Genomic DNA, 22272 nt, shown 5'->3' on the forward strand with positions numbered 1-22272 from the left:
TTAAGAAAAAAATGTCAAACGATTGACAGATAATTAGGAATCCATTTATATGAAAATCAGTGAAAAGATGAAAGTTTTTGAAAAACACACACATAAAAACACGTAAAAACAGGCGATTTTGAGAGAATTTTATCAAGAATGTAGCAAAAACTATCAAAAATTTTAATAATCAAAAAACTTTTTCTGTAAAACGCTTGACATATTTTCGAAAGATGATAAAATAATATTCGTAGGGCGAATAAATCGCTTTCAAATAAGAATAAATTTTTTATAAGGAGATTTTTGCAAATGACCAATACAGAAATTGCAAAAAAAGTCATCGAAGCCTTGGGTGGACGTGAGAATGTCAACAGTGTAGCTCACTGTGCTACTCGCCTCCGTGTTATGGTAAAAGATGAAGCGAAAATCAATAAGGATGCTATCGAGAACTTGGAAAAAGTTCAAGGCGCTTTCTTTAACTCAGGTCAATACCAAATCATCTTTGGTACTGGTACAGTAAACAAGATGTACGATGAGGTCGTAGCTCTTGGTTTGCCAACATCTTCTAAAGAAGATATGAAGGCGGAAGCTGCAAAACAAGGAAATTGGTTCCAACGTGCTATCCGTACTTTCGGTGACGTATTCGTACCAATCATTCCAGTTATCGTAGCAACTGGTCTCTTCATGGGTGTTCGTGGTCTCTTGACTGCTCTTGGGATGACACTTCCAGAAGATGTGACAACTTACACTCAAATCTTGACTGATACAGCCTTTATTATCTTGCCTGGATTGGTTGTTTGGTCAACATTCCGCGTATTCGGTGGTAATCCAGCCGTTGGTATCGTTCTTGGTATGATGCTCGTATCTGGTTCACTTCCAAATGCATGGGCCGTTGCTTCTGGTGGTGAAGTAACTGCAATGCAGTTCTTCGGATTTATCCCAGTTGTAGGTTTGCAAGGATCAGTTCTTCCAGCCTTCATCATCGGGGTTGTCGGAGCTAAATTTGAAAAAGCTGTTCGTAAGGTTGTTCCAGACGTCCTTGACCTTTTGGTAACACCATTCGTAACACTTTTGGTAATGTCAATTCTTGGTTTGTTTATTATCGGACCAGTCTTCCACGTTGTTGAAAACTACATCCTTCTTGGAACAAAAGCACTCCTTAACTTGCCGTTCGGTCTTGGTGGTTTCTTAATCGGTGGAGTTCACCAATTGATCGTCGTATCTGGTGTTCACCACATCTTCAACTTGCTTGAAGTTCAATTGCTTGCTGCTGACCATGCTAACCCATTCAACGCCATCATCACAGCTGCTATGACTGCTCAAGGTGCTGCAACTGTTGCCGTTGGTGTGAAAACTAAAAATCCAAAACTTAAAACTCTTGCTTTCCCAGCTGCTCTATCTGCCTTCCTTGGTATTACTGAGCCAGCTATCTTCGGGGTTAACTTGCGTTTCCGTAAACCATTCTTCCTTTCATTGATTGCTGGTGCAGTCGGTGGTGGACTTGCTTCAATCCTAGGACTTGCTGGTACTGGTAATGGTATCACAATCATCCCAGGTACAATGCTTTACATTGGTAATGGACAACTTCTACAATATCTTCTTATGGTAGCTGTATCATTTGCACTTGGTTTTGCTCTTACTTACATGTTTGGTTACGAAGATGAAGTAGAAGAAGTTTCAGGAGCAATTTCTGAAGCTGAAACTGACCGTTTAACAGAAGAAGCAGTAACTGGTAATCTTGTTTCACTTAGCGAAGGTGTCATCCAAACACCAATCGTTGGTGACGTTGTTGCTCTTTCAAATGTCAATGACCCAGTATTCTCAAGCGGAGCTATGGGACAAGGAATCGCTGTAAAACCAAGTGAAGATGTTGTTTATGCACCAGCTGATGCTGAAGTGGCAATCGTCTTCCCGACTGGCCATGCTTATGGATTGAGAACAGCTAACGGTGCTGAAATCTTAATTCACGTTGGTATTGATACTGTGTCAATGAACGGTGAAGGCTTCAACCAAAGAGTTAATCAAGGTGATAAGGTTAAGGCTGGAGATGTTCTTGGAACATTTGACTCAGCTAAGATTGCTGCTGCAGGTCTTGATAACACAACTATGGTTATCGTAACAAACACTGCAGACTTTGCTTCAGTAAATCCAGTTGCTTCTGGAACAGTTGCTAAGGGTGACGCAATCATCGAAGTTAAAGCTTAATAGATTTATAAAAACGAACAAATGTCATGTTTGTTCGTTTTTGATTGAATGGTAAAATTTACAGAGGAAAATCTAAAATATTGAGCAATTTTCAGTCTGGAAATATGCTATAATAAAGAAAATAAATACAAGAGGTTTATCATGACAAAACTATACGGAAGCTTGGAAGCAGGCGGTACAAAATTTGTCTGTGCTGTCGGAGATGAAAACTATAATGTTGTAGAAAAGGTACAATTTCCTACAACAACACCTATTGAAACAATCGATAAAACCATCGAGTTCTTCTCAAAATTCGACAATCTTGTAGGACTTGCCATTGGTTCATTTGGCCCAATCGATATTGATAAAAACTCAAAAACTTACGGATTTATCACAACAACTCCAAAACCTAACTGGGCAAATGTCGACTTGCTTGGTGCACTTCGTCGCGCTCTAAACGTGCCTATGTATTTCACGACAGACGTAAACAGTTCTGCATACGGTGAAGTGGTTGCTCGTAATAATGCCGGCGGTCGTATCGAAAACTTGGTTTATTACACTATCGGTACAGGTATCGGTGCAGGTGTTATCCAACGTGGCGAGTTTATTGGCGGTGTTGGTCACCCTGAGATGGGTCATTATTATGTGGCTAGACACCCAATGGACATTGAAAAAGAATTTAAAGGTGTTTGTCCTTTCCATAATGGATGTTTGGAAGGTTATGCAGCTGGTCCAAGTTTGGAAGCTCGTACAGGTGTTCGTGGGGAAAACATTGAACTGAACAACTCTGTCTGGGATGTTCAAGCCTACTATATCGCTCAAGCTGCAGTTAATGCAACCGTAACTTTCCGTCCAGATATCATCGTCTTTGGTGGTGGGGTTATGGCTCAACAACACATGCTTGACCGTGTCCGTGAGAAATTCACAGCCCTACTCAATGGCTACCTACCAGTTCCAGATGTGCGCGACTATATCGTGACTCCGGCTGTTGCAGGAAATGGTTCAGCAACTCTTGGGAACTTCGTTCTTGCTAAGAGTGTCGCAAAATAAGAATATAGGAAAACTCCCAGCTGAGAAAGTTGGGAGTTCTGTTTTAGTCTTTTTCTATTTTCGTTTCCTGATGGAAAATATTTTGCCAAGTTTCGTGGCGGCGCCAGATACTGGTATGAATGGTGTCGCCGACTTGGTAGCGGATGAGTTTTGTTTTCTGACTGATAGAGGTTAGATGAAGCTCTTTAATGGCTGATGTCAGTTCTTTTTCAGTCTTATAGGCATCCTTGTCCAGTTCTTGTCCGTCCTGGCGAATATAAATGAAGTCTTCTGCAAGTAACTCTTCCAGTTGATTTCCTTGGTCGATTAGTTGCTCTCTCATGAGCAATTTTTTATAGACATTATCTAGGATTTCATCTTCAGGGATTGGTGCTGGTTCGATATGAATATCTGTATCAAAGACACCAAAGCGTTCTGATAACATGGATTCAACCTGATCCGCAATTTCGTGACTTTCAAAAACAGACAGATCTGGGTTCATTTCCAGAGTAATGTCCAGATAAATATTGCTTCCGTAAGTACGACCACGTTGAGATTTGACCTTGCTGATCTTAGGAATTTCCATGATAGCCTTTTGATAATCTTCGAGCAAGTGTTCATCAAAACCATCAGAAAGACTGAAGGATGACTCGATAAAAATGTCATAAGCAGTTTTAAGGATAAAGAAGGTAATGATAATGGCGACCAACTTATCCACGATTGGATAGTTGAAGCTGCTAGCTAGGATCGCAATAGATGTTCCAAGAGATGTTACGGCATCTGATAAATTATCCTTGGCTGCTGCCTTAAGGGCTTTAGACTTGGCTTGCTTGCTCAGATGGGTATTGTAGAGATAAACTACAAACATGATGATAGCAGAGATGACTCCCAGAGTCGCCCCAAGTGGATCAATGACTGTTTGCTCTCGGCTGAGTATCTTTTGAATGGTATCTCGTAAAACATCAAAACCAACGTAAAACATGATGATGGAAGTGATGAGACTTGCCAAATCCTCTATTTTCCAGTGACCGAAGCGATGGTCTCTATCTGCCGGTTGGCGAGCCAAACGAATCCCGATGAGGAGGGCCACGTTTCCGACGATATCTGAAACGTTGTTAAAACCATCTGCCACCAAACTGGATGAATGGAGTAGGTGTCCTGTTGCTAGCTTAGCTGCAGATAAGAATAGATAAGTCAAAATGCTGATAATAGCACCACGCTCAGCCAATTTTAAGTTTGAAACCGATTGATTCATCTAACTCCCTTTCTAGCATTTCAGTATGTTTTCATTATACTGGTTTTCCAAGGAAAATTCAAATAGAGGAAGTAAGCTAATTTCACCTCAACCCTTGAAAACTTTTGAAATTCTGATATAATAGAACTACTCAAGGGAGTAGCTGGCGGGAAACCGCGATAGTGTCGTCATTACGAATTATTTCCGGCACTATATTAAACAGCGAGACTTGTTTTTTTAAAAAACAGGTCTCTTTTTTTGCAAAAAGAGGCCAAAAAAGGAGGAGACTGTTTTGTCAAAAGAACAAAATAAAGACTTGTTTTACACACAAACCGCAGAAGAAGTCCTAAAGAAATTGGATTCATCTATCGAAGGTTTGTCAACTGCTCAAACTCAAGAACGTTTAGCGACTTATGGTCGTAATGAGTTGGAAGAGGGCGAGAAACGTAGCCTACTAGCTAAATTCCTTGATCAATTTAAGGATTTGATGATTATCATCTTGCTGGCGGCAGCAGCACTTTCTGTGATTACAGAAGGGATGGATGGTTTAACAGATGCTATTATCATCTTGGCCGTTGTTGTCTTGAATGCTGCCTTTGGTGTTTACCAAGAAGGTCAAGCAGAAGCAGCCATTGAAGCTCTTAAAAATATGTCTAGCCCCATGGCCCGTGTTCGTCGTGATGGTCATGTTATTGAGATTGATTCGAAAGAATTGGTGCCTGGGGATATCGTCTTGCTAGAAGCGGGAGATGTGGTGCCTGCAGATATGCGCTTGTTTGAAGCGGCTTCCCTTAAAATCGAAGAAGCAGCTCTTACAGGGGAATCTGTCCCAGTTGAAAAAGATGTGACAGGACTTGTTGAAGCGGATGCTGGTATCGGGGACCGTGTTAACATGGCTTACCAAAACTCAAACGTAACTTACGGTCGTGGTATTGGTGTTGTGACTAACACTGGTATGTATACAGAAGTTGGTAAGATTGCAGATATGTTGGCTAATGCCGACGAGACAGAGACACCATTGAAGCAAAGCCTGGAACAATTATCTAAGGCCTTGACTTACTTGATTATTGTGATTGCCGTTATTACTTTCTTGGTTGGTGTATTCGTTCGTGGTGAACATCCGTTGGAAGGCTTGATGGTTGCGGTTGCTCTTGCGGTTGCTGCGATTCCAGAAGGTCTCCCTGCCATTGTAACTATCGTTCTATCTTTGGGAACTACAACCCTTGCAAAACGTAATTCGATTGTCCGCAAATTGCCAGCGGTTGAAACTCTTGGTTCAACAGAAATCATCGCATCTGATAAAACAGGTACCTTGACTATGAACCAAATGACGGTTGAGAAAGTTTATACCAACGGTCAATTACAAAGTGCTGCAACTGAGATTCCTGCTACCAATAATACCCTCCGTATCATGAACTTTGCCAATGACACCAAGGTGGATCCATCTGGCAAGCTGATTGGTGATCCAACGGAGACAGCTCTTGTACAGTTTGGTTTGGACCACAACTTTGATGTTCGTGAAGTCTTGAAGGATGAGCCACGTGTGGCTGAATTGCCATTTGACTCAGACCGTAAACTCATGTCTACCATTCATAAGGAAGCAGATGGCTCTTACTTTATCGCTGTCAAGGGTGCGCCTGACCAATTGCTCAAACGCGTGACACGCATCGAAGTCAACGGAGAAGTTCGCCCAATCACAGAAGAAGATAAAAATGCTATCCTTGCTATCAATAAAGACTTGGCCAAACAAGCCCTTCGTGTCTTGATGATGGCTTATAAGACAAGTCATGAAATTCCAACCTTGGAATCTGAAATTGTTGAATCTGACCTCATCTTCTCTGGTTTGGTCGGCATGATTGACCCTGAGCGTCCAGAAGCTGCAGAAGCTGTCCGTGTTGCTAAGGAAGCAGGTATCCGTCCAATCATGATCACTGGTGACCACCAAGATACAGCGGAAGCTATCGCCAAACGTCTCGGAATCATCGATCCAAATGATACAGAAGACCATGTCTTCACTGGTGCAGAGTTGAATGAACTCACTGATGAAGAATTCCAAAAAGTCTTTAAGCAATACTCTGTTTACGCGCGTGTATCGCCTGAGCACAAGGTTCGTATCGTTAAAGCTTGGCAAAATGAAGGCAAGGTTGTTGCCATGACGGGTGACGGGGTTAATGATGCGCCATCACTTAAGACAGCTGACATCGGTATCGGTATGGGGATTACAGGTACAGAAGTTTCTAAAGGAGCTTCTGATATGGTCCTTGCTGATGATAACTTTGCAACCATTATCGTAGCGGTAGAAGAAGGACGTAAGGTCTTCTCAAATATCCAAAAATCAATCCAATACCTCTTGTCTGCTAATATGGCTGAAGTTTTCACCATCTTCTTTGCAACATTGTTAGGTTGGGATGTGCTTCAACCGGTGCATTTGCTATGGATTAACCTGGTAACAGATACGCTACCAGCCATCGCCCTTGGTGTGGAACCAGCTGAGCCAGGCGTCATGACTCACAAACCACGTGGGCGTAAGTCTAACTTCTTTGATGGTGGTGTCTTCGGAGCAATCATTTATCAAGGGATATTCCAAACCATGCTAGTTTTAGGTGTTTATGGTTGGGCTCTTCTCTTTCCAGAGCACCAAAGTCATACTGAAATCCATGCGGATGCCCTTACCATGGCTTTTGCAACTCTCGGTTTGATCCAATTGCTCCATGCCTTTAACGTTAAGTCGGTTTACCAATCAATCTTTAAAGTGGGACTCTTTACGAACAAGACCTTTAACTGGTCTATCCCAGTTGCCTTTGTCCTCTTTGTGGTGACGATTTTAGTTCCTGGATTTAATAATCTCTTCCACGTTTCAAATTTGAGCTTGACTCAATGGATGGTGGTCGCCATAGGAGCGCTTATGATTGTAGTCCTTGTTGAGATTGTCAAAGCAGTTCAACGAGCACTTGGAAAAGATAAAAACGCTATTTAAACAATTATGAAAAGTCATCTTCGGATGGCTTTTTGTTTTTATGTAAATATAAACTGAAATAATACTCAATGAAAATCAAAGAGTAAACTAGGAAGAGAGCCGCAGACTGTACTTGAGTACGGCAAGGTGAAGCTGACGTGGTTTAAATTTGATTTTCGAAGAGTATAATTTTGTGCTATAATCAAGGAGAATGATATGGTATGGAGGAAAGAATCTTGGAAAAGAAAATTGTAAAAGATATCTTGTTTTTGTCGCAGGTATCCCAGCCTGCTAGTCAGGAAGATTTACCCCTAGCAAAGGATTTGCAGGATACCCTATTGGCTAACCGAGAAACCTGTGTTGGACTGGCCGCCAATATGATTGGGGCGCAAAAACGCGTCATTATTTTTAATATCGGCATGATTCCCATGGTCATGTTTAATCCAGTTCTTTTGTCCTTTGAAGGTTCATACAAGACGGAAGAAGGATGTTTGTCGCTGACAGGTGTCAGACCGACAACTCGGTACGAAAAAATTACCGTATCCTATAGAGATATCCATTGGCAAGAGCAAACCATTACCCTGACAGGATTTCCTGCTCAGATTTGTCAGCATGAATTGGATCATTTGGAAGGTCGTATTATTTAAGCTTAAATCCTTGGTAGTCCTAAAAAAATATGCTACACTAACACTATGAAAATTCTAATCCCAACTGCAAAAGAAATGAACACCGAAATCCCTAGTTTAGAGGCAAATCCTTTGCGTCCTGAAAGTCAGGCAGTGCTGGAAGAATTGGCAAGATATTCTGCCCAAGAGCTGGAGAACTTTTTCAAAATATCCGCTGAAAAAGCGCAAGAGGAGTACGACCATATTCATGCCTTAGAAAATGGAACTGCGATAAACTATCCAGCCTTGCACCTCTTTGATGGACTCATGTATCGCAACATCAAACGGGACAATCTCACCAAGGCGGAGCAAACATATCTGGAGAAACACCTCATGATAACGTCAGCCCTCTATGGTGTGATCCCGGCCTTGGCTCCGATAGCGCCTCACAGACTGGACTTTTTGATGAAGCTCAAAGTCGCTGGAAAAAGCCTGAAAAGTCACTGGCAGGCAGCCTATGAGGAGTCGATGAAGGATCAAGAATTAATCTTTTCTCTCTTGTCTTCGGAGTTTGAAAATGTCTTTCCTAAAGAAATTCGTGAGAAAATGGTGACCTTTAAATTTATGGAAGAAAGAGATGGAAAACTAAAAATCCACTCAACCATTTCTAAAAAAGCTAGAGGGGCTTTCTTGACAGCCTTGATGGAAAATCAGGTAACCTCGGTTGAAGAGATTAAAGGTCTTAGTTTTGCAGATTTTAACTATCGAGAGGACCTGTCTACTGGCAAGGAATTGGTCTTTGTAAAATAGAATGAAAGTAGAGCTTGCTCCCTATCTTTATAGGAGCAAGCTTTTTATGATTTGGACTTGCTATTTTTTATTTAGAATGGTAGGAATTTTCACACAATTTTGGTATAATAGGACTATTAGAAAATTTCGAGGAGACAAACATGTCAGTTAAGATTGCTTTACTTGGATTTGGTACAGTAGCCAGTGGTGTGCCATTCTTGCTAAAGGAAAATAGAGAAAAAATTGTTCAAGCAGCTCAGTCAGAAATTGAAGTAGCTAAAGTTTTGGTCAAAGACGATCAAGAGAAAGCCCGTTTGCTTGAAGCAGGAAATGATTTTAATTTTGTAACAAATATCGATGAAATCTTGTCAGACAAAGACATCACGATCGTTGTTGAGTTGATGGGACGTATCGAACCTGCTAAAACATTTATCACTCGTGCTTTAGAAGCAGGGAAACACGTCGTGACAGCTAACAAGGACCTTTTAGCAGTCCATGGTGCAGAATTGCTTGAGGTAGCCAAAGCTCACAATGTTGCCCTATACTATGAAGCAGCTGTTGCAGGAGGAATCCCAATCCTTCGTACCTTGGTCAACTCACTAGCATCAGACAAAATCACACGTGTTCTTGGTGTTGTGAACGGAACATCTAACTTCATGATGACCAAAATGGTAACAGAAGGTTGGTCTTATGAAGATGCTTTGGCAGAAGCCCAACGACTTGGTTTTGCTGAAAGCGACCCTACCAATGACGTTGACGGGATTGATGCAGCCTACAAGATGGTCATCCTCAGCCAATTTGCATTTGGAATGAATGTTAAGTTTGAAGATGTAGGCCACCAAGGAATTCGCAACATTACTCCAGAAGATGTAGCAGTAGCTCAAGAACTTGGTTATGTTGTGAAACTAGTTGGTTCTGTTGAAGAAACAGCTTCTGGTATTGCTGCTGAGGTTACGCCAACCTTCCTTCCTAAAGAACATCCACTTGCAAGTGTTAATGGTGTTATGAATGCTGTCTTTGTGGAATCTATCGGTATCGGGGAGTCTATGTACTATGGACCAGGTGCAGGTCAAAAACCAACTGCAACAAGTGTTGTGGCTGATATTGCCCGTATCGTTCGTCGTTTGAATGATGGAACAATTGGAAAAGCCTTTAATGAATACAGTCGTCCAGTAGTCTTGGCTAAGCCAGAAGATGTCAAAGCTAACTATTATTTCTCAATCTTGGCTCCAGACTCAAAAGGGCAAGTCTTGAAATTGGCTGAGCTCTTTAACGCAGAAGATATTTCCTTCAAGCAAATCCTTCAAGATGGTAAGCAAGAAGGCAAGGCTCGTGTTGTCATCATCACTCATAAAATCAACAAGGCCCAGCTTGAAAATATTACAGCAGCTTTGAAGGCGGTAGCCGAGTTTGAACTTCTCAACACCTTCAAGGTTTTAGGAGACTAAGATGAAGATTATTGTACCTGCTACAAGTGCCAATGTGGGTCCTGGTTTTGACTCGGTTGGAGTAGCTGTAACTAAGTATCTAGAAATTCAGGTTTGTGAGGAACGTGAAGAATGGATGATTGAGCACCAATTAAGCAAATGGATTCCACGTGATGAACGTAATCTTTTGCTGAAGATTGCTCTACAAATTGATCCAGACCTCCAACCTAGACGTCTGAAGATGGTCAGCGATATTCCGCTTGCGCGTGGACTAGGTTCATCGAGCTCGGTCATCGTTGCTGGGATTGAACTGGCAAATCAACTCGGAAACTTGAAACTAAGCAAACATGAAAAATTACAATTGGCGACTAAGATTGAAGGGCATCCTGATAATGTTGCGCCAGCTATCTATGGTAATCTAGTCATTGCAAGCTCAGTCGAAGGTCAGGTTTCAGCTGTTGTGGCGCCTTTCCCAGAGTGTGCCTTTCTAGCTTACATTCCAAACTATGAATTGCGAACTCGAGATAGTCGTGGTGTCTTGCCTAAGAAACTCTCTTACAAGGAAGCCGTTGCGGCAAGTTCTATTGCCAATGTGGCTATTGCAGCCCTACTGACTGGAGATATGGTCAAAGCAGGCCAGGCGATTGAGAGTGACCTTTTCCATGAGCGTTACCGTCAAGAACTGGTGAGAGAATTTGCGACCATCAAGAAAGTTGCTAAGAGAAATGGTGCTTATGCTACCTACTTGTCTGGTGCTGGTCCGACTGTTATGGTCTTGGCTGATCCTGACAAGATGCCTAAGATTAAGGCTGAGCTTGAAAAGCAACCCTTCAAAGGCAAGCTTCATGATTTGCAAGTAGATACACAAGGCGTTCGCGTCGAAGCAAAATAAACGGAACAATAGGATGGGGAAACTCTCTATTAGAGAGCTTCCTGTCCTTTTTTTGAAAATGAAATACGGGATATAAATTGTTTCTCGTGTTTAACGGCCGACAGACGGTCAAGGAGGATTTGAAATGGCAGAAATATATTTAGCAGGTGGTTGTTTTTGGGGCTTAGAAGAGTACTTTTCCCGTATTTCTGGAGTGCTGCAAACCAGTGTTGGTTATGCTAATGGTCAAGTAGAAACCACCAATTATCAACTGATCAAAGAAACAGATCACGCAGAGACTGTGCAAGTCATTTATGATGAGAAGGCGGTCTCGCTCCATGAGATTTTACTCTATTATTTCCGAGTCATTGATCCTTTATCTGTCAACCAACAAGGGAATGACCGTGGTCGTCAATACCGCACAGGGATTTATTACCTAGAAGAAGCTGATCTACCAACGATCAATACAGTAGTTCGCGAGCAAGAACTCCTCATCGGTCGTAAAATTGCAGTAGAAGTGGAGAAACTACGTCACTACATCCTGGCTGAAGACTATCACCAAGACTATCTCAAGAAAAATCCTGGTGGCTATTGCCACATTGATGTGAGAGATGCTGAGAAACCACTGATAGATGCTGCTAACTATGAAAAACCGAGTCAGGCAGTTTTACGAGAAAGTTTATCAGAAGAGTCCTACCGAGTTACCCAAGAGGCGGCGACGGAAGCTCCCTTTAGCAATGCTTATGACCAAACTTTTGAGGAAGGAATTTATGTCGATATCACGACTGGTGAGCCCCTCTTCTTTGCCAAGGATAAGTTTGCCTCAGGCTGTGGTTGGCCAAGTTTTAGCCGTCCTATTTCCAAGGAACTCATTCATTACTACCAGGACTTGAGTCACGGTATGGAGCGTATCGAAGTTCGTTCACGTTCAGGAAATGCTCACTTGGGACATGTCTTTACAGACGGACCTCAGGAACTAGGTGGTTTACGCTATTGTATCAATTCTGCATCCTTACGATTTATAGCTAAGGATGAAATGGAAGCAGCAGGCTATGGCTACCTACTTCCGTATTTGAACAAGTAAAAAGAGAGAGTGGGACAGAAATCGGTCATTCGTTAGAATTCGATTTCGTCGTCCCACCTCCGCACAGTTGAGTAATACTCAATGAAAATCAAAGAGCAAACTAGGAAGCTAGCCGCAAGCTGTACTTGAGTACGGTAAGGCGACGCTGACGTGGTTTGAATTTGATTTTCGAAGAGTATAAGGCTGTAAAAGCTGATGAAATCAGCGTAGTAGAGCCCACTCAACCACTGCGTCTTTCTCGACAATCCAAAGACAATTGAGAAGCTAGGACTTTTGTCCCACTCTCTTCATGTTGAAATAGAAGGGACTTATGAAACACTTACTTTCTTACTTTAAACCTTACCTCAAGGAGTCTTTCCTAGCGCCCTTGTTTAAGTTGCTAGAAGCCGTTTTTGAACTCTTGGTTCCCATGGTGATAGCTGGGATTGTCGACCAATCTATCCCCAAAAAAGATCAGGGTCACCTCTGGATGCAAATGGGTTTCCTCTTTGTTTTTGCGGTTATCGGCGTTTTGGTAGCCTTAGTTGCTCAATTTTACTCAGCCAAGGCAGCAGTAGGCTTTACCAAGGAGTTGACCAATGACCTCTATCGTCATATTCTATCTTTGCCTAAGGACACTAGAGACCGTTTAACGATCTCGAGTTTGGTGACACGTTTAACATCAGATACTTATCAGATTCAAACGGGAATCAATCAATTCTTACGTCTATTTTTAAGAGCTCCCATTATCGTCTTTGGGGCTATCTTTATGGCTTATCGACTATCGTCTGAATTGACCTTCTGGTTTTTGGCCATGGTTGCCATTCTGACCGTTGTCATTGTCGTTTTATCACGCTTGGTCAATCCTCTCTATAGTAATTTGAGAAAGAAAACAGACCAGCTGGTTCAGGAAACACGCCAACAGATACAAGGTATGCGTGTGATTCGTGCCTTTGGCCAAGAAAAACGAGAAATCGAGAACTTCCAAGTACTCAATCAAGTCTATACGGCTATCCAAATGAAGACAGGTTACTGGTCTAGTCTGTTGACACCTTTAACTTATTTGATCGTCAACGGAACCTTGTTAGTGATTATCTGGAATGGCTATATTTCTATCCAGGGAGGTTGGCTCAGTCAAGGTGCCTTGATTGCCCTGATTAACTATCTCCTGCAAATCTTGGTAGAGTTAATTAAACTAGCCATGCTCATCAATTCGCTCAACCAGTCTTATATTTCTGCTAAGCGGATTGAGGAAGTTTTTGCTGAAGAACCTGAGGATATTCTTTCTGAGATGCAGGCTGGAAGAGTGTCTGGTGCCCAAGCTTTACAAGTCAGTCACTTGACATTTACTTATCCAGATGCAGCTCAACCTTCTCTAAGGGATATTTCTTTTGGAATGAAAGAAGGGCAAATTCTTGGAATTATCGGTGGGACTGGTTCTGGTAAGTCAACCTTGGTTCAGGTTTTGCTTGGTCTCTACCAACTAGATAGTGGCACTGTAACCCTTTATCATGATGGGCGTAGCCCTCGAAATCTTTCTGAATGGCGGTCCTGGATGGCCTATGTCCCTCAAAAGGTTGAACTCTTTAAGGGGACCATACGTTCCAACTTGACTTTAGGGATGGAAGAGACAGTCTCTGACCAAGAACTCTGGCAGGCTTTGGAAATTGCCCAGGCCAAGGATTTTGTCAGTGAAAAAGAAGGACTCTTGGACGCAGAGGTCCAAGCAGGAGGTCGTAATTTCTCAGGTGGTCAAAAGCAACGCTTGTCCATTGCCCGAGCAGTTTTACGTCAAGCTCCTTTTCTCATCTTGGATGATGCGACTTCGGCCCTTGATACGATAACTGAGTCTAATCTTCTAAAGGCCGTTCAGGAAAACTTGCCAAATACTAGCTTGATCCTGATTTCCCAACGAACTTCGACCTTGAAGATTGCGAACCAGATTCTTCTTTTAGAAAAGGGGCAACAATTAGCACTTGGAAATCATGATGAATTGATGAAGGCTAGTCAAGTCTATCGTGAGATCAATGCTTCCCAACATGGAAAGGAGGATTAGAATGAAAGGCAAACATGCAAGTCAAACCCTTAAACGATTAGCAAAAGATTTAGCAAGCCATCCCATCCTTCTTTTCCTGGCTTTCTTGGGAACCATTGCTCAAGTGGCCCTATCTATCTATCTGCCAATCTTGATTGGACAGGTGATTGACCAAGTCTTAGTGACAGGTTCATCTCAGGTATTCTGGCAAATTTTTCTCCAGATGATTTTGGTAGTCATCGGAAATACGCTAGTACAATGGGCCAATCCTCTCCTCTATAATCGTCTCATCTTTTCCTATACCAGAGATTTGCGGGAGAAAATCATTGAAAAACTCCATCGTCTCCCAATCGCCCTTGTAGATAGACAAGGTAGTGGGGAAATGGTCAGCCGTGTGACGACAGATATTGAACAGTTGGTAGCGGGTCTGAATATGATTTTCAACCAATTTTTTATCGGAGTATTGATGATTTTGGTCAGCATCCTTGCCATGCTCCAAATTCATCTCTTGATGACGTTATTAGTTCTACTTTTAACACCTCTGTCCATGGTCATTTCACGCTTTATCGCCAAGAGGTCCTACCATCTCTTTCAGAAGCAGACGGAGACTAGGGGGATTCAAACCCAGCTGATTGAAGAGTCACTTAGTCAGCAAAACATTATCCAATCTTTTAATGCTCAGGAAGAATTTATCGATAGACTTCATGAGGCTAATGACAACTACTCAGGTTATTCTCAATCGGCTATCTTTTATTCGTCAACAGTCAATCCCTCGACACGATTTGTCAATTCCCTTATTTATGCCCTTCTTGCTGGGGTAGGGGCCTTACGCATCATGGCAGGTTCCACTTTGACCATTGGTCGTTTGGTGACCTTTTTGAACTATGTGCAGCAGTATACCAAACCCTTTAACGATATTTCATCAGTTTTGGCTGAGTTGCAGAGTGCCTTAGCCTGCGCAGAACGTGTTTATGCTGTTCTAGAAAGTCCTGAAGTTACAGAAACTGGTCTGGAAGAATTAAACAGTGACCAAGTCAAGGGAGCCATTTCCTTTAAGCATGTTTCTTTTGGCTACAATTCTGAAAAGATTTTGATTAAGGACTTGTCTATGGATATCCCAGCGGGTAGTAAGGTCGCCATCGTTGGTCCAACGGGTGCTGGCAAGTCTACCCTTATCAATCTCCTCATGCGTTTTTATCCTATTAACTCAGGAGATATTTTGCTAGACGGTCACTCGATTTATGACTATACCCGTGCATCATTGAGACGGCAGTTTGGAATGGTGCTCCAAGATACTTGGCTTAAGCAAGGAACTATTCATGACAATATTGCCTTTGGAAATCCTGATGCTAGCCGAGAGCAGGTCATTGCAGCAGCCAAGGCAGCGAATGCAGATTTCTTTATCCAACAATTGCCACAGGGCTATGATACCAAGCTTGAAAATGCGGGTGAATCACTGTCAGTCGGTCAGGCTCAGCTCTTGACCATTGCCCGTGTATTTCTAGCCATCCCTAAGATTCTTATCTTGGACGAAGCAACGTCATCCATCGATACTCGGACAGAGGTGCTGGTTCAGGATGCCTTTGCCAAACTCTTGAAGGGGCGGACAAGTTTTATCATCGCCCATCGTTTATCGACCATTCAGGATGCAGATTTGATTCTTGTCTTGGTCGATGGAGATATTGTCGAGTATGGCAATCATGAGGAGCTAATGACGAGAAAAGGCAAATACTATCAAATGCAGCAAGCAGCAGCTTTTAGCCCAGAATAAATGGGAAATCCATTATAATGCCAATGAACAAACAAGAAAAGTTGCCTTCGGGTGACTTTTTTGTTACAATAGCTAGAAAAATTATCCAGTTTGAATACTTATATAGAAAAGGAACCTAGGGATGAAAGTCTTTCAGCATGTAAATATCGTGACTTGTGACCAAGATTTCCATGTCTATTTGGATGGGATTTTGGCTGTCAAAGAATCCCAAATCGTCTATGTCGGTCAGGAAAATCAAGAGATTCTTAAACAAGCAGATCAAATCATAGACTATCAGGGAGCCTGGATCATGCCTGGCTTGGTCAACTGCCATACCCATTCTGCCATGACAGGCTTGAGAGGCATTCGCGATGACAGTAATCTCCATGAATGGCTCAATGACTATATCTGGCCAGCAGAAGCTCAGTTTACACCAGAGATGACTACAAAGGCCGTCAAAGAGGCTCTGACAGAAATGCTCCAGTCTGGAACAACAACCTTCAACGACATGTATAATCCTAATGGAGTGGATATAGCGGAGATTTATGAGGCGATCAAGGTTTCTAAGATGCGTTGCTATTTTTCTCCAACCCTCTTTTCTTCAGAAGCTGAGACTACGAATGAGACTATCGCTAGAATTCGAGCTGTCATCGAGACAATCAAAGGATACCAGGATCCCAAGTTCAAGGTTATGGTGGCCCCTCATTCGCCCTACAGTTGTAGTCGAGAATTGCTTGAAGCAAGTCTTGACCTAGCAAAGGAAAAAAATATTCCCCTTCATATCCACGTGGCAGAAACCCAGGAAGAATCGGGAATTATCCTGAAACGCTATGGCAAACGCCCATTAGCCTTTCTAGATGAGCTTGGCTATTTAGACCATAAAGCTGTCTTTGCCCATGGTGTGGAGTTAAATGAAGCAGAGATTGCCCGCTTGGCAGATTCGCAAGTCGCTATCGCTCACAATCCTATCAGCAACCTCAAACTAGCCTCAGGCATTGCACCAGTCGTCCAACTTCAAAAGGCAGGAGTAGCAGTTGGTATTGCGACGGACTCAGTCGCTTCAAACAATAACCTGGATATGTTTGAGGAAGGGCGGACGGCAGCACTCTTACAGAAGATGAAGAGTGGCGATGCCAGCCAATTTCCAATCGAAACTGCCCTCAAGGCCTTGACAATCGAGGGTGCTAAGGTGTTAGGAATGGAAGCTGAGATTGGTAGTTTAGAAGTAGGCAAGCAGGCTGATTTTCTCGTTATTCAGCCCCAAGGCAAAATCCATCTTCAACCTCAAGAAAACATGCTATCTCACCTAGTTTATGCCGTCAAATCCAGTGATGTTGATGACGTCTATATTGGTGGAGAACAAGTCGTGAAAGACGGACATGTGTTAACAGTCTCACTGTAAAAATAAGCATAAAATCTCTAAATCTCATGAGAAAAACCTTATGAGATTTTCTTATTTTACTAGTAATAACAAGGCTTTTACTAGGCATACAAAACTTGTATTTAGAAATTTTCAAAAAGTAGATTAGATAAATAAGAGAACTTATGGTATAATAAAAAGATACAAAAAGGAGTATTTATGGACATTTCAGAAATTCGTCAGAAAATTGACACCAATCGTGAAAAATTAGCTTCTTTTAGGGGGTCTCTTTGACCTCGAAAGGTTAGAAGAAGATATTGCCATTTTGGAAAACAAAATGACTGAACCTGATTTTTGGAACGATAATATCGCGGCCCAAAAAACGTCGCAAGAATTAAACGAACTAAAAAACACCTATAATACTTTCCACAAGATGGAAGAATTACAGGATGAAGTTGAAATCTTACTAGACTTTTTGGCAGAGGATGAATCTGTCCGTGAAGAGTTAATCGAGCAGCTAGGAACGTTGGACCAAATGATGACTAGCTACGAGATGACCCTTCTTTTGTCTGAGCCTTATGACCATAACAATGCCATCCTTGAGATTCACCCAGGATCTGGAGGAACAGAGGCTCAGGATTGGGGCGATATGCTCCTTCGGATGTATACTCGCTATGGAAATGCCAAGGGATTCAAGGTTGAGATTTTGGATTACCAAGCAGGTGATGAAGCGGGAATCAAGTCAGTGACCCTATCATTCGAAGGGCCGAATGCTTATGGCCTCCTAAAGTCAGAGATGGGAGTTCATCGTTTGGTGCGTATCTCACCATTTGACTCAGCCAAACGTCGCCACACCTCTTTTACTTCTGTAGAAGTCATGCCAGAATTGGATGATACCATCGAAGTAGATATCCGAGAAGATGATATCAAGATGGATACTTTCCGTTCAGGTGGAGCAGGTGGACAGAACGTCAACAAGGTTTCGACCGGTGTTCGTTTGACTCATATTCCGACGGGAATTGTCGTAGCATCGACTGTTGACCGTACTCAGTACGGAAACCGAGACCGTGCTATGAAGATGCTTCAAGCTAAACTTTACCAAATGGAGCAAGAAAAGAAAGCTGCTGAGGTAGACTCACTTAAGGGAGAGAAAAAAGAAATTACATGGGGAAGCCAAATCCGCTCCTATGTATTTACCCCTTATACTATGGTCAAAGACCATCGTACTAGCTTTGAAGTTGCGCAAGTAGATAAGGTAATGGATGGAGACCTAGACGGTTTCATCGATGCCTATCTAAAATGGCGTATTAGTTAATAGAAAGGAAGTCACATGTCAATCATTGAAATGAGAGATGTTGTCAAAAAATACGACAACGGGACAACTGCCCTACGTGGCGTCACTGTAAGTATCGATGCAGGAGAGTTTGCCTACATTGTAGGACCTTCAGGTGCCGGAAAATCAACCTTTATCCGTGCCTTGTATCGTGAGGTAAAAATCGACAACGGGAGCTTGCAAGTTGCTGGCTATAACCTTGTTAAAATTAAAAAGAAAGATGTTCCAATGCTACGTAGAAACGTAGGAGTGGTCTTTCAGGACTACAAACTGTTACCAAAGAAAACTGTTTATGAGAACATTGCCTACGCAATGGAGGTAGTTGGTGAAAGACGTCGTAATATCAAAAAACGTGTTATGGAAGTCTTGGATCTAGTTGGATTGAAGCACAAGGTGCGTTCGTTCCCAAATGAGCTTTCAGGTGGTGAGCAACAGCGTATCGCCATTGCCCGTGCTATCGTAAACAATCCTAAGGTCTTGATTGCCGACGAACCAACAGGAAACTTGGACCCAGATAACTCATGGGAAATCATGAACCTCTTGGAACGTATCAACCTTCAAGGGACAACAGTATTGATGGCGACCCACAACAGCCAAATCGTAAATACCTTGCGCCACCGCGTTATTGCCATCGAAAATGGTCGCGTGGTACGTGATGAAGCGAAAGGAGAGTACGGATACGATGATTAGTAGATTTTTTCGTCACCTATTTGAGTCTTTAAAGAGTTTAAAGCGTAATGGGTGGATGACCATTGCTGCCATTAGTTCAGTAATGATCACCTTGACCTTGGTTGCAATCTTTGCTTCAGTTATCTTTAACACTGCAAAATTAGCAACTGATATTGAAAACAACGTCCGTGTAATGGTGTATATCCGTAAGGATGTTGAGGATAATAGTGAAACTATTGTAAAAGAAGGCCAAACAGTTACCAATAACGACTACCACAAGGTCTATAACGCCCTCAAGTCTATGTCAGCAGTTAAGAATGTCACTTTCTCAAGTAAGGAAGAACAGTATGACAAGTTGACTGAAACAATGGGTGAAGAGTGGAAAGTCTTTGAAGGAGATGCCAATCCCCTTCACGATGCCTATATCGTAGATACCAATTCACCAAGTGATGTTAAGAAAGTAGCTGAAGATGCTAAAAAGATTGAAGGTGTTTCTGAGGTCCAAGACGGTGGTGCCAATACAGAACGTCTCTTCAAGTTGGCTTCATTCATCCGTGTTTGGGGCTTGGTCATTGCAGGACTCTTGATCTTTATCGCAGTCTTCTTGATTTCAAATACCATCCGTATCACTATCATTTCACGTAGCCGTGAAATTCAGATTATGCGATTGGTTGGTGCCAAGAATAGTTACATCCGTGGACCATTCTTGCTGGAAGGTGCCTTTATCGGATTGTTGGGAGCAGCTCTTCCATCAATTTTGGTTTACTTTATCTATAATAAAGTCTTCCAATCTGTTAACCCGTCATTGGTTGGTCAAAACCTATCATTGATTACACCTGACATCTTTAATCCAGTTATGATCGGTCTTTTGTTTGTTATCGGTATTTGTATCGGATCACTTGGATCAGGGATTTCAATGCGCCGATTCTTGAAAATCTAAGGCAAATTTAATTTTAAAAAATACTAAAAAGTGGGATGCACTCGAGGCTTAGCTTAGTCTGATTGCCCTGCTTTTTCTTTTGGTCTTGGTGCTCAGTCGCTTGCCAATTTTGGCTAAAGAGTGTATGATAGGAAAGGACCTTTTTTACTAAAATGAATCATGAATGAGGAAAAAATGAAACAATTTTTGGAAAAAGTGAGTATACTCTCCTTATCGTTAGTATTAATCACATCGTTTTCAATCTCGAGCGCCCTGCCAGCCATGTTTGACTATTATCAGGGCTATTCGACCGGTCAGGTTGAGCTCTTGGTCAGCCTCCCATCCTTTGGGATTATGGCTATGCTTTTATTAAATGGAGTTCTAGAGCGTATGTTTCCGGAACGTCTCCAGTTAACTCTGGGGCTCTTGATTTTATCCATCAGTGGAACGGCGCCTTTCTGGTATCAGGGTTATTACTTTGTCTTTGCTACACGCTTGCTATTTGGACTTGGAGTTGGAATGCTTAATGCCAAGGCTATCTCCATCATCAGTGAACGTTACCACGGCAAAACTCGTATCCAGATGCTTGGTTTTCGTGGGTCAGCTGAAGTAGTAGGAGCCTCTATCTTGACTTTGGCAGTTGGTCAACTCTTAGCATATGGCTGGACGGCTAGTTTCTTGGCCTATGCCGCAGGCTTGGTAGTCTTGGTGCTCTTTCTTTTATTTGTCCCTTACAACAAGGAAGAAATTCATGAGTCCAAGCATCAGACAGAAGAAGCAGTAAGATTGACTGCTTCTATGAAAAAGCTCATTTTCTTCCTTGCTATTGCAGCCGCAGTGATTGTATGTACAAATACGGCCATCACCTTCCGTATCCCTAGTCTCATGATTGAGGCAGGTTTTGGAGATGCTCAGTTGTCCAGTTTGGTACTTAGTGCCATGCAGTTGATTGGGATTCTAGCTGGAATCAGCTTTTCTTTCCTGATCTCGACCTTCAAGGAAAGACTTCTATTGGTCGCTGGTGTCACTTTTGGGATAGGGCAAATCATCATTGCTCTTTCCCCATCACTCTGGGTGGTGGTTGCAGGTTCTACCCTGGGAGGATTTGCCTACAGCATCGCTCTGACGACAGTCTTTCAGTTGATATCTGAGCGAATTCCTGCAAAACTCCTCAACAAAGCAACTTCATTTGCTGTTTTGGGATGTTCTTTTGGAGCATCATTAACACCCTTTGTTCTTTCAGGGATTGGCTTGGTGACTACAGATGGTCGATTGACCTTTATTATCCTAGGAGCATGGATGATTGCAACATCAGTCATTGTTTCTATTTTATTGAAAAAAGAAGTTTAACAAAAAACTCAAGGATATAAGTTCCTTGAGTTTTTTTATTTATTAGAAAGCATCTGCCAAAAAATATCGATGATATAAGTCAAACCATAGGTATAAACAACTAATGTAAAAGGCTTTGTCAAGATGATGATAGTCATATAGCGTTTGAAGCTCATCTTGGTCAGGGCAGCCAGCATACAGAGAAAATCTGCAGGACTAACTGGCCAAATCATCATAAAGATAAAGAAACGGTCAAAGCGATTGCCCTTATCTAACCAACCGATATACTTATCATAGGTCCGTTTGCTGACGACTGATTGGACAAAAGGCGCACCATAGAGCCTTACTAGGTAAAAGATAATAGCACAACCAATGACGATACCAATGTAGTTATAGATAGTACCCACGATATGCCCATAGATGAAAACACCCGCAACAGATGTCAGAGCACCAGGGATAATGGGAACAACCGTCTGTAAAATCTGTAAAAAGATAAAGAGTGGAGGCCCCCATATACCTGCCTGTTGGATAAAGTCAGAGAGGGTTTCCTTGGAATGTAAAATCCCAGCTTGATAGGCCCAAATACAAAAGATAATCGTACCAATTCCACCTGCTATGGATGAAAAATGGATGACTTGCTGCAGAAGGGGAGAAATAGCCTTCATTTGTTTATCGGATGACATGTAAACTCCTCTTAAATAGTATAAATCTACTATACCATATTTTGAGGAGAAAGACTA

The 22272-nt window shown here is 42.2% G+C and carries 17 protein-coding genes; 15 read left to right on the forward strand and 2 right to left on the reverse strand.

Translation table 11 applies throughout. The features are described from left to right. The first annotated feature begins 288 nt into the window (after positions 1 to 288). Both FN031_RS00335 and scrK read left to right on the forward strand, forming a co-directional pair. Positions 289 to 2184, forward strand: a complete 1896-nt coding sequence (locus FN031_RS00335; protein WP_142556627.1) for a sucrose-specific PTS transporter subunit IIBC — start codon at positions 289 to 291, stop codon at positions 2182 to 2184. A 141-nt stretch (positions 2185 to 2325) separates the two neighbouring features. Next, complete coding sequence (scrK, locus tag FN031_RS00340; protein ID WP_142556629.1) at positions 2326 to 3213, forward strand: fructokinase ScrK; 888 nt, start codon at positions 2326 to 2328, stop codon at positions 3211 to 3213. Positions 3214 to 3256: 43 nt separating this feature from the next. Here the strand turns inward: scrK and FN031_RS00345 are convergent, their stop codons facing one another. Next, complete coding sequence (locus FN031_RS00345; RefSeq protein ID WP_142556631.1) at positions 3257 to 4447, reverse strand: cation diffusion facilitator family transporter; 1191 nt, start codon at positions 4445 to 4447, stop codon at positions 3257 to 3259. Between the two features lie 271 nt (positions 4448 to 4718). Here FN031_RS00345 and FN031_RS00350 point away from each other — a divergent pair, with 271 nt between their 5' ends. The 13 genes from FN031_RS00350 (at position 4719) to FN031_RS00420 (ending at position 21553) form a co-directional block, all read left to right on the forward strand. Continuing rightward, on the forward strand, positions 4719 to 7403 hold the full coding sequence (locus FN031_RS00350; protein ID WP_142556633.1) for a cation-translocating P-type ATPase: 2685 nt from the start codon (positions 4719 to 4721) through the stop codon (positions 7401 to 7403). Positions 7404 to 7618: 215 nt separating this feature from the next. Next, positions 7619 to 8029, forward strand: a complete 411-nt coding sequence (locus FN031_RS00355) for a peptide deformylase (RefSeq protein WP_142558573.1) — start codon at positions 7619 to 7621, stop codon at positions 8027 to 8029. 45 nt (positions 8030 to 8074) lie between these two features. Continuing rightward, positions 8075 to 8797, forward strand: a complete 723-nt coding sequence (yaaA, locus tag FN031_RS00360) for a peroxide stress protein YaaA (protein ID WP_142556635.1) — start codon at positions 8075 to 8077, stop codon at positions 8795 to 8797. Positions 8798 to 8937: 140 nt separating this feature from the next. Beyond that, on the forward strand, positions 8938 to 10224 hold the full coding sequence (locus FN031_RS00365; RefSeq protein WP_142556637.1) for a homoserine dehydrogenase: 1287 nt from the start codon (positions 8938 to 8940) through the stop codon (positions 10222 to 10224). Between the two features lies 1 nt (position 10225). Beyond that, a complete protein-coding gene (gene thrB, locus FN031_RS00370; protein WP_142556639.1) occupies positions 10226 to 11095 on the forward strand; it encodes a homoserine kinase in 870 nt (289 codons plus the stop codon). Between the two features lie 124 nt (positions 11096 to 11219). After that, positions 11220 to 12158, forward strand: a complete 939-nt coding sequence (gene msrB, locus FN031_RS00375) for a peptide-methionine (R)-S-oxide reductase MsrB (protein WP_142556640.1) — start codon at positions 11220 to 11222, stop codon at positions 12156 to 12158. Between the two features lie 310 nt (positions 12159 to 12468). Further along, positions 12469 to 14193 (forward strand): ABC transporter ATP-binding protein, encoded by a 1725-nt coding sequence (locus FN031_RS00390; protein ID WP_142556642.1) that lies wholly within the window; start codon positions 12469 to 12471, stop codon positions 14191 to 14193. Position 14194: 1 nt separating this feature from the next. Continuing rightward, positions 14195 to 15943 (forward strand): ABC transporter ATP-binding protein, encoded by a 1749-nt coding sequence (locus tag FN031_RS00395; RefSeq protein ID WP_142556644.1) that lies wholly within the window; start codon positions 14195 to 14197, stop codon positions 15941 to 15943. Between the two features lie 121 nt (positions 15944 to 16064). After that, the gene (locus FN031_RS00400; protein WP_142556646.1) at positions 16065 to 17324 is read left to right on the forward strand and encodes a TRZ/ATZ family protein; all 1260 of its coding nucleotides are present in this window, start codon (positions 16065 to 16067) and stop codon (positions 17322 to 17324) included. 177 nt (positions 17325 to 17501) lie between these two features. Next, positions 17502 to 18597, forward strand: a protein-coding gene (prfB, locus tag FN031_RS00405; protein ID WP_142556648.1) for a peptide chain release factor 2 whose coding sequence is annotated in 2 segments (ribosomal slippage) — positions 17502 to 17573 and positions 17575 to 18597 — 1095 coding nt in all. Because the reading frame shifts where the segments join, the coding sequence is not laid out codon by codon here. 15 nt (positions 18598 to 18612) lie between these two features. Continuing rightward, entirely contained in the window at positions 18613 to 19305 is a 693-nt protein-coding gene (gene ftsE / locus FN031_RS00410; RefSeq protein ID WP_075567932.1) for a cell division ATP-binding protein FtsE, read from the forward strand. Next, entirely contained in the window at positions 19298 to 20224 is a 927-nt protein-coding gene (ftsX, locus tag FN031_RS00415; RefSeq protein ID WP_142556650.1) for a permease-like cell division protein FtsX, read from the forward strand. Before ftsE ends, ftsX begins: the two co-directional genes overlap by 8 nt. A gap of 174 nt (positions 20225 to 20398) precedes the next feature. Continuing rightward, complete coding sequence (locus tag FN031_RS00420) at positions 20399 to 21553, forward strand: MFS transporter (protein ID WP_142556652.1); 1155 nt, start codon at positions 20399 to 20401, stop codon at positions 21551 to 21553. A gap of 35 nt (positions 21554 to 21588) precedes the next feature. On the opposite strand, the gene FN031_RS00425 is transcribed toward FN031_RS00420, so the two are convergent. Next, on the reverse strand, positions 21589 to 22215 hold the full coding sequence (locus FN031_RS00425) for a TVP38/TMEM64 family protein (RefSeq protein ID WP_142556654.1): 627 nt from the start codon (positions 22213 to 22215) through the stop codon (positions 21589 to 21591). Positions 22216 to 22272: the final 57 nt, after the last annotated feature.

This window comes from Streptococcus mitis (assembly GCF_902159415.1).
In the GTDB taxonomy this organism is placed as follows: Bacteria; Bacillota; Bacilli; order Lactobacillales; family Streptococcaceae; genus Streptococcus; species Streptococcus mitis_BG.

Coding starts and splice junctions, on each gene's coding strand:
- FN031_RS00335 (WP_142556627.1), top strand. CDS start 289: ATGACCAATACAGAAATTGCAAAAAAAGTCATCGAAGCCTTGGGTGGA.
- scrK (WP_142556629.1), top strand. CDS start 2,326: ATGACAAAACTATACGGAAGCTTGGAAGCAGGCGGTACAAAATTTGTC.
- FN031_RS00345 (WP_142556631.1), bottom strand. CDS start 4,447: ATGAATCAATCGGTTTCAAACTTAAAATTGGCTGAGCGTGGTGCTATT.
- yaaA (WP_142556635.1), top strand. CDS start 8,075: ATGAAAATTCTAATCCCAACTGCAAAAGAAATGAACACCGAAATCCCT.
- FN031_RS00365 (WP_142556637.1), top strand. CDS start 8,938: ATGTCAGTTAAGATTGCTTTACTTGGATTTGGTACAGTAGCCAGTGGT.
- thrB (WP_142556639.1), top strand. CDS start 10,226: ATGAAGATTATTGTACCTGCTACAAGTGCCAATGTGGGTCCTGGTTTT.
- msrB (WP_142556640.1), top strand. CDS start 11,220: ATGGCAGAAATATATTTAGCAGGTGGTTGTTTTTGGGGCTTAGAAGAG.
- FN031_RS00390 (WP_142556642.1), top strand. CDS start 12,469: ATGAAACACTTACTTTCTTACTTTAAACCTTACCTCAAGGAGTCTTTC.
- FN031_RS00395 (WP_142556644.1), top strand. CDS start 14,195: ATGAAAGGCAAACATGCAAGTCAAACCCTTAAACGATTAGCAAAAGAT.
- FN031_RS00400 (WP_142556646.1), top strand. CDS start 16,065: ATGAAAGTCTTTCAGCATGTAAATATCGTGACTTGTGACCAAGATTTC.
- ftsE (WP_075567932.1), top strand. CDS start 18,613: ATGTCAATCATTGAAATGAGAGATGTTGTCAAAAAATACGACAACGGG.
- ftsX (WP_142556650.1), top strand. CDS start 19,298: ATGATTAGTAGATTTTTTCGTCACCTATTTGAGTCTTTAAAGAGTTTA.
- FN031_RS00420 (WP_142556652.1), top strand. CDS start 20,399: ATGAAACAATTTTTGGAAAAAGTGAGTATACTCTCCTTATCGTTAGTA.
- FN031_RS00425 (WP_142556654.1), bottom strand. CDS start 22,215: ATGTCATCCGATAAACAAATGAAGGCTATTTCTCCCCTTCTGCAGCAA.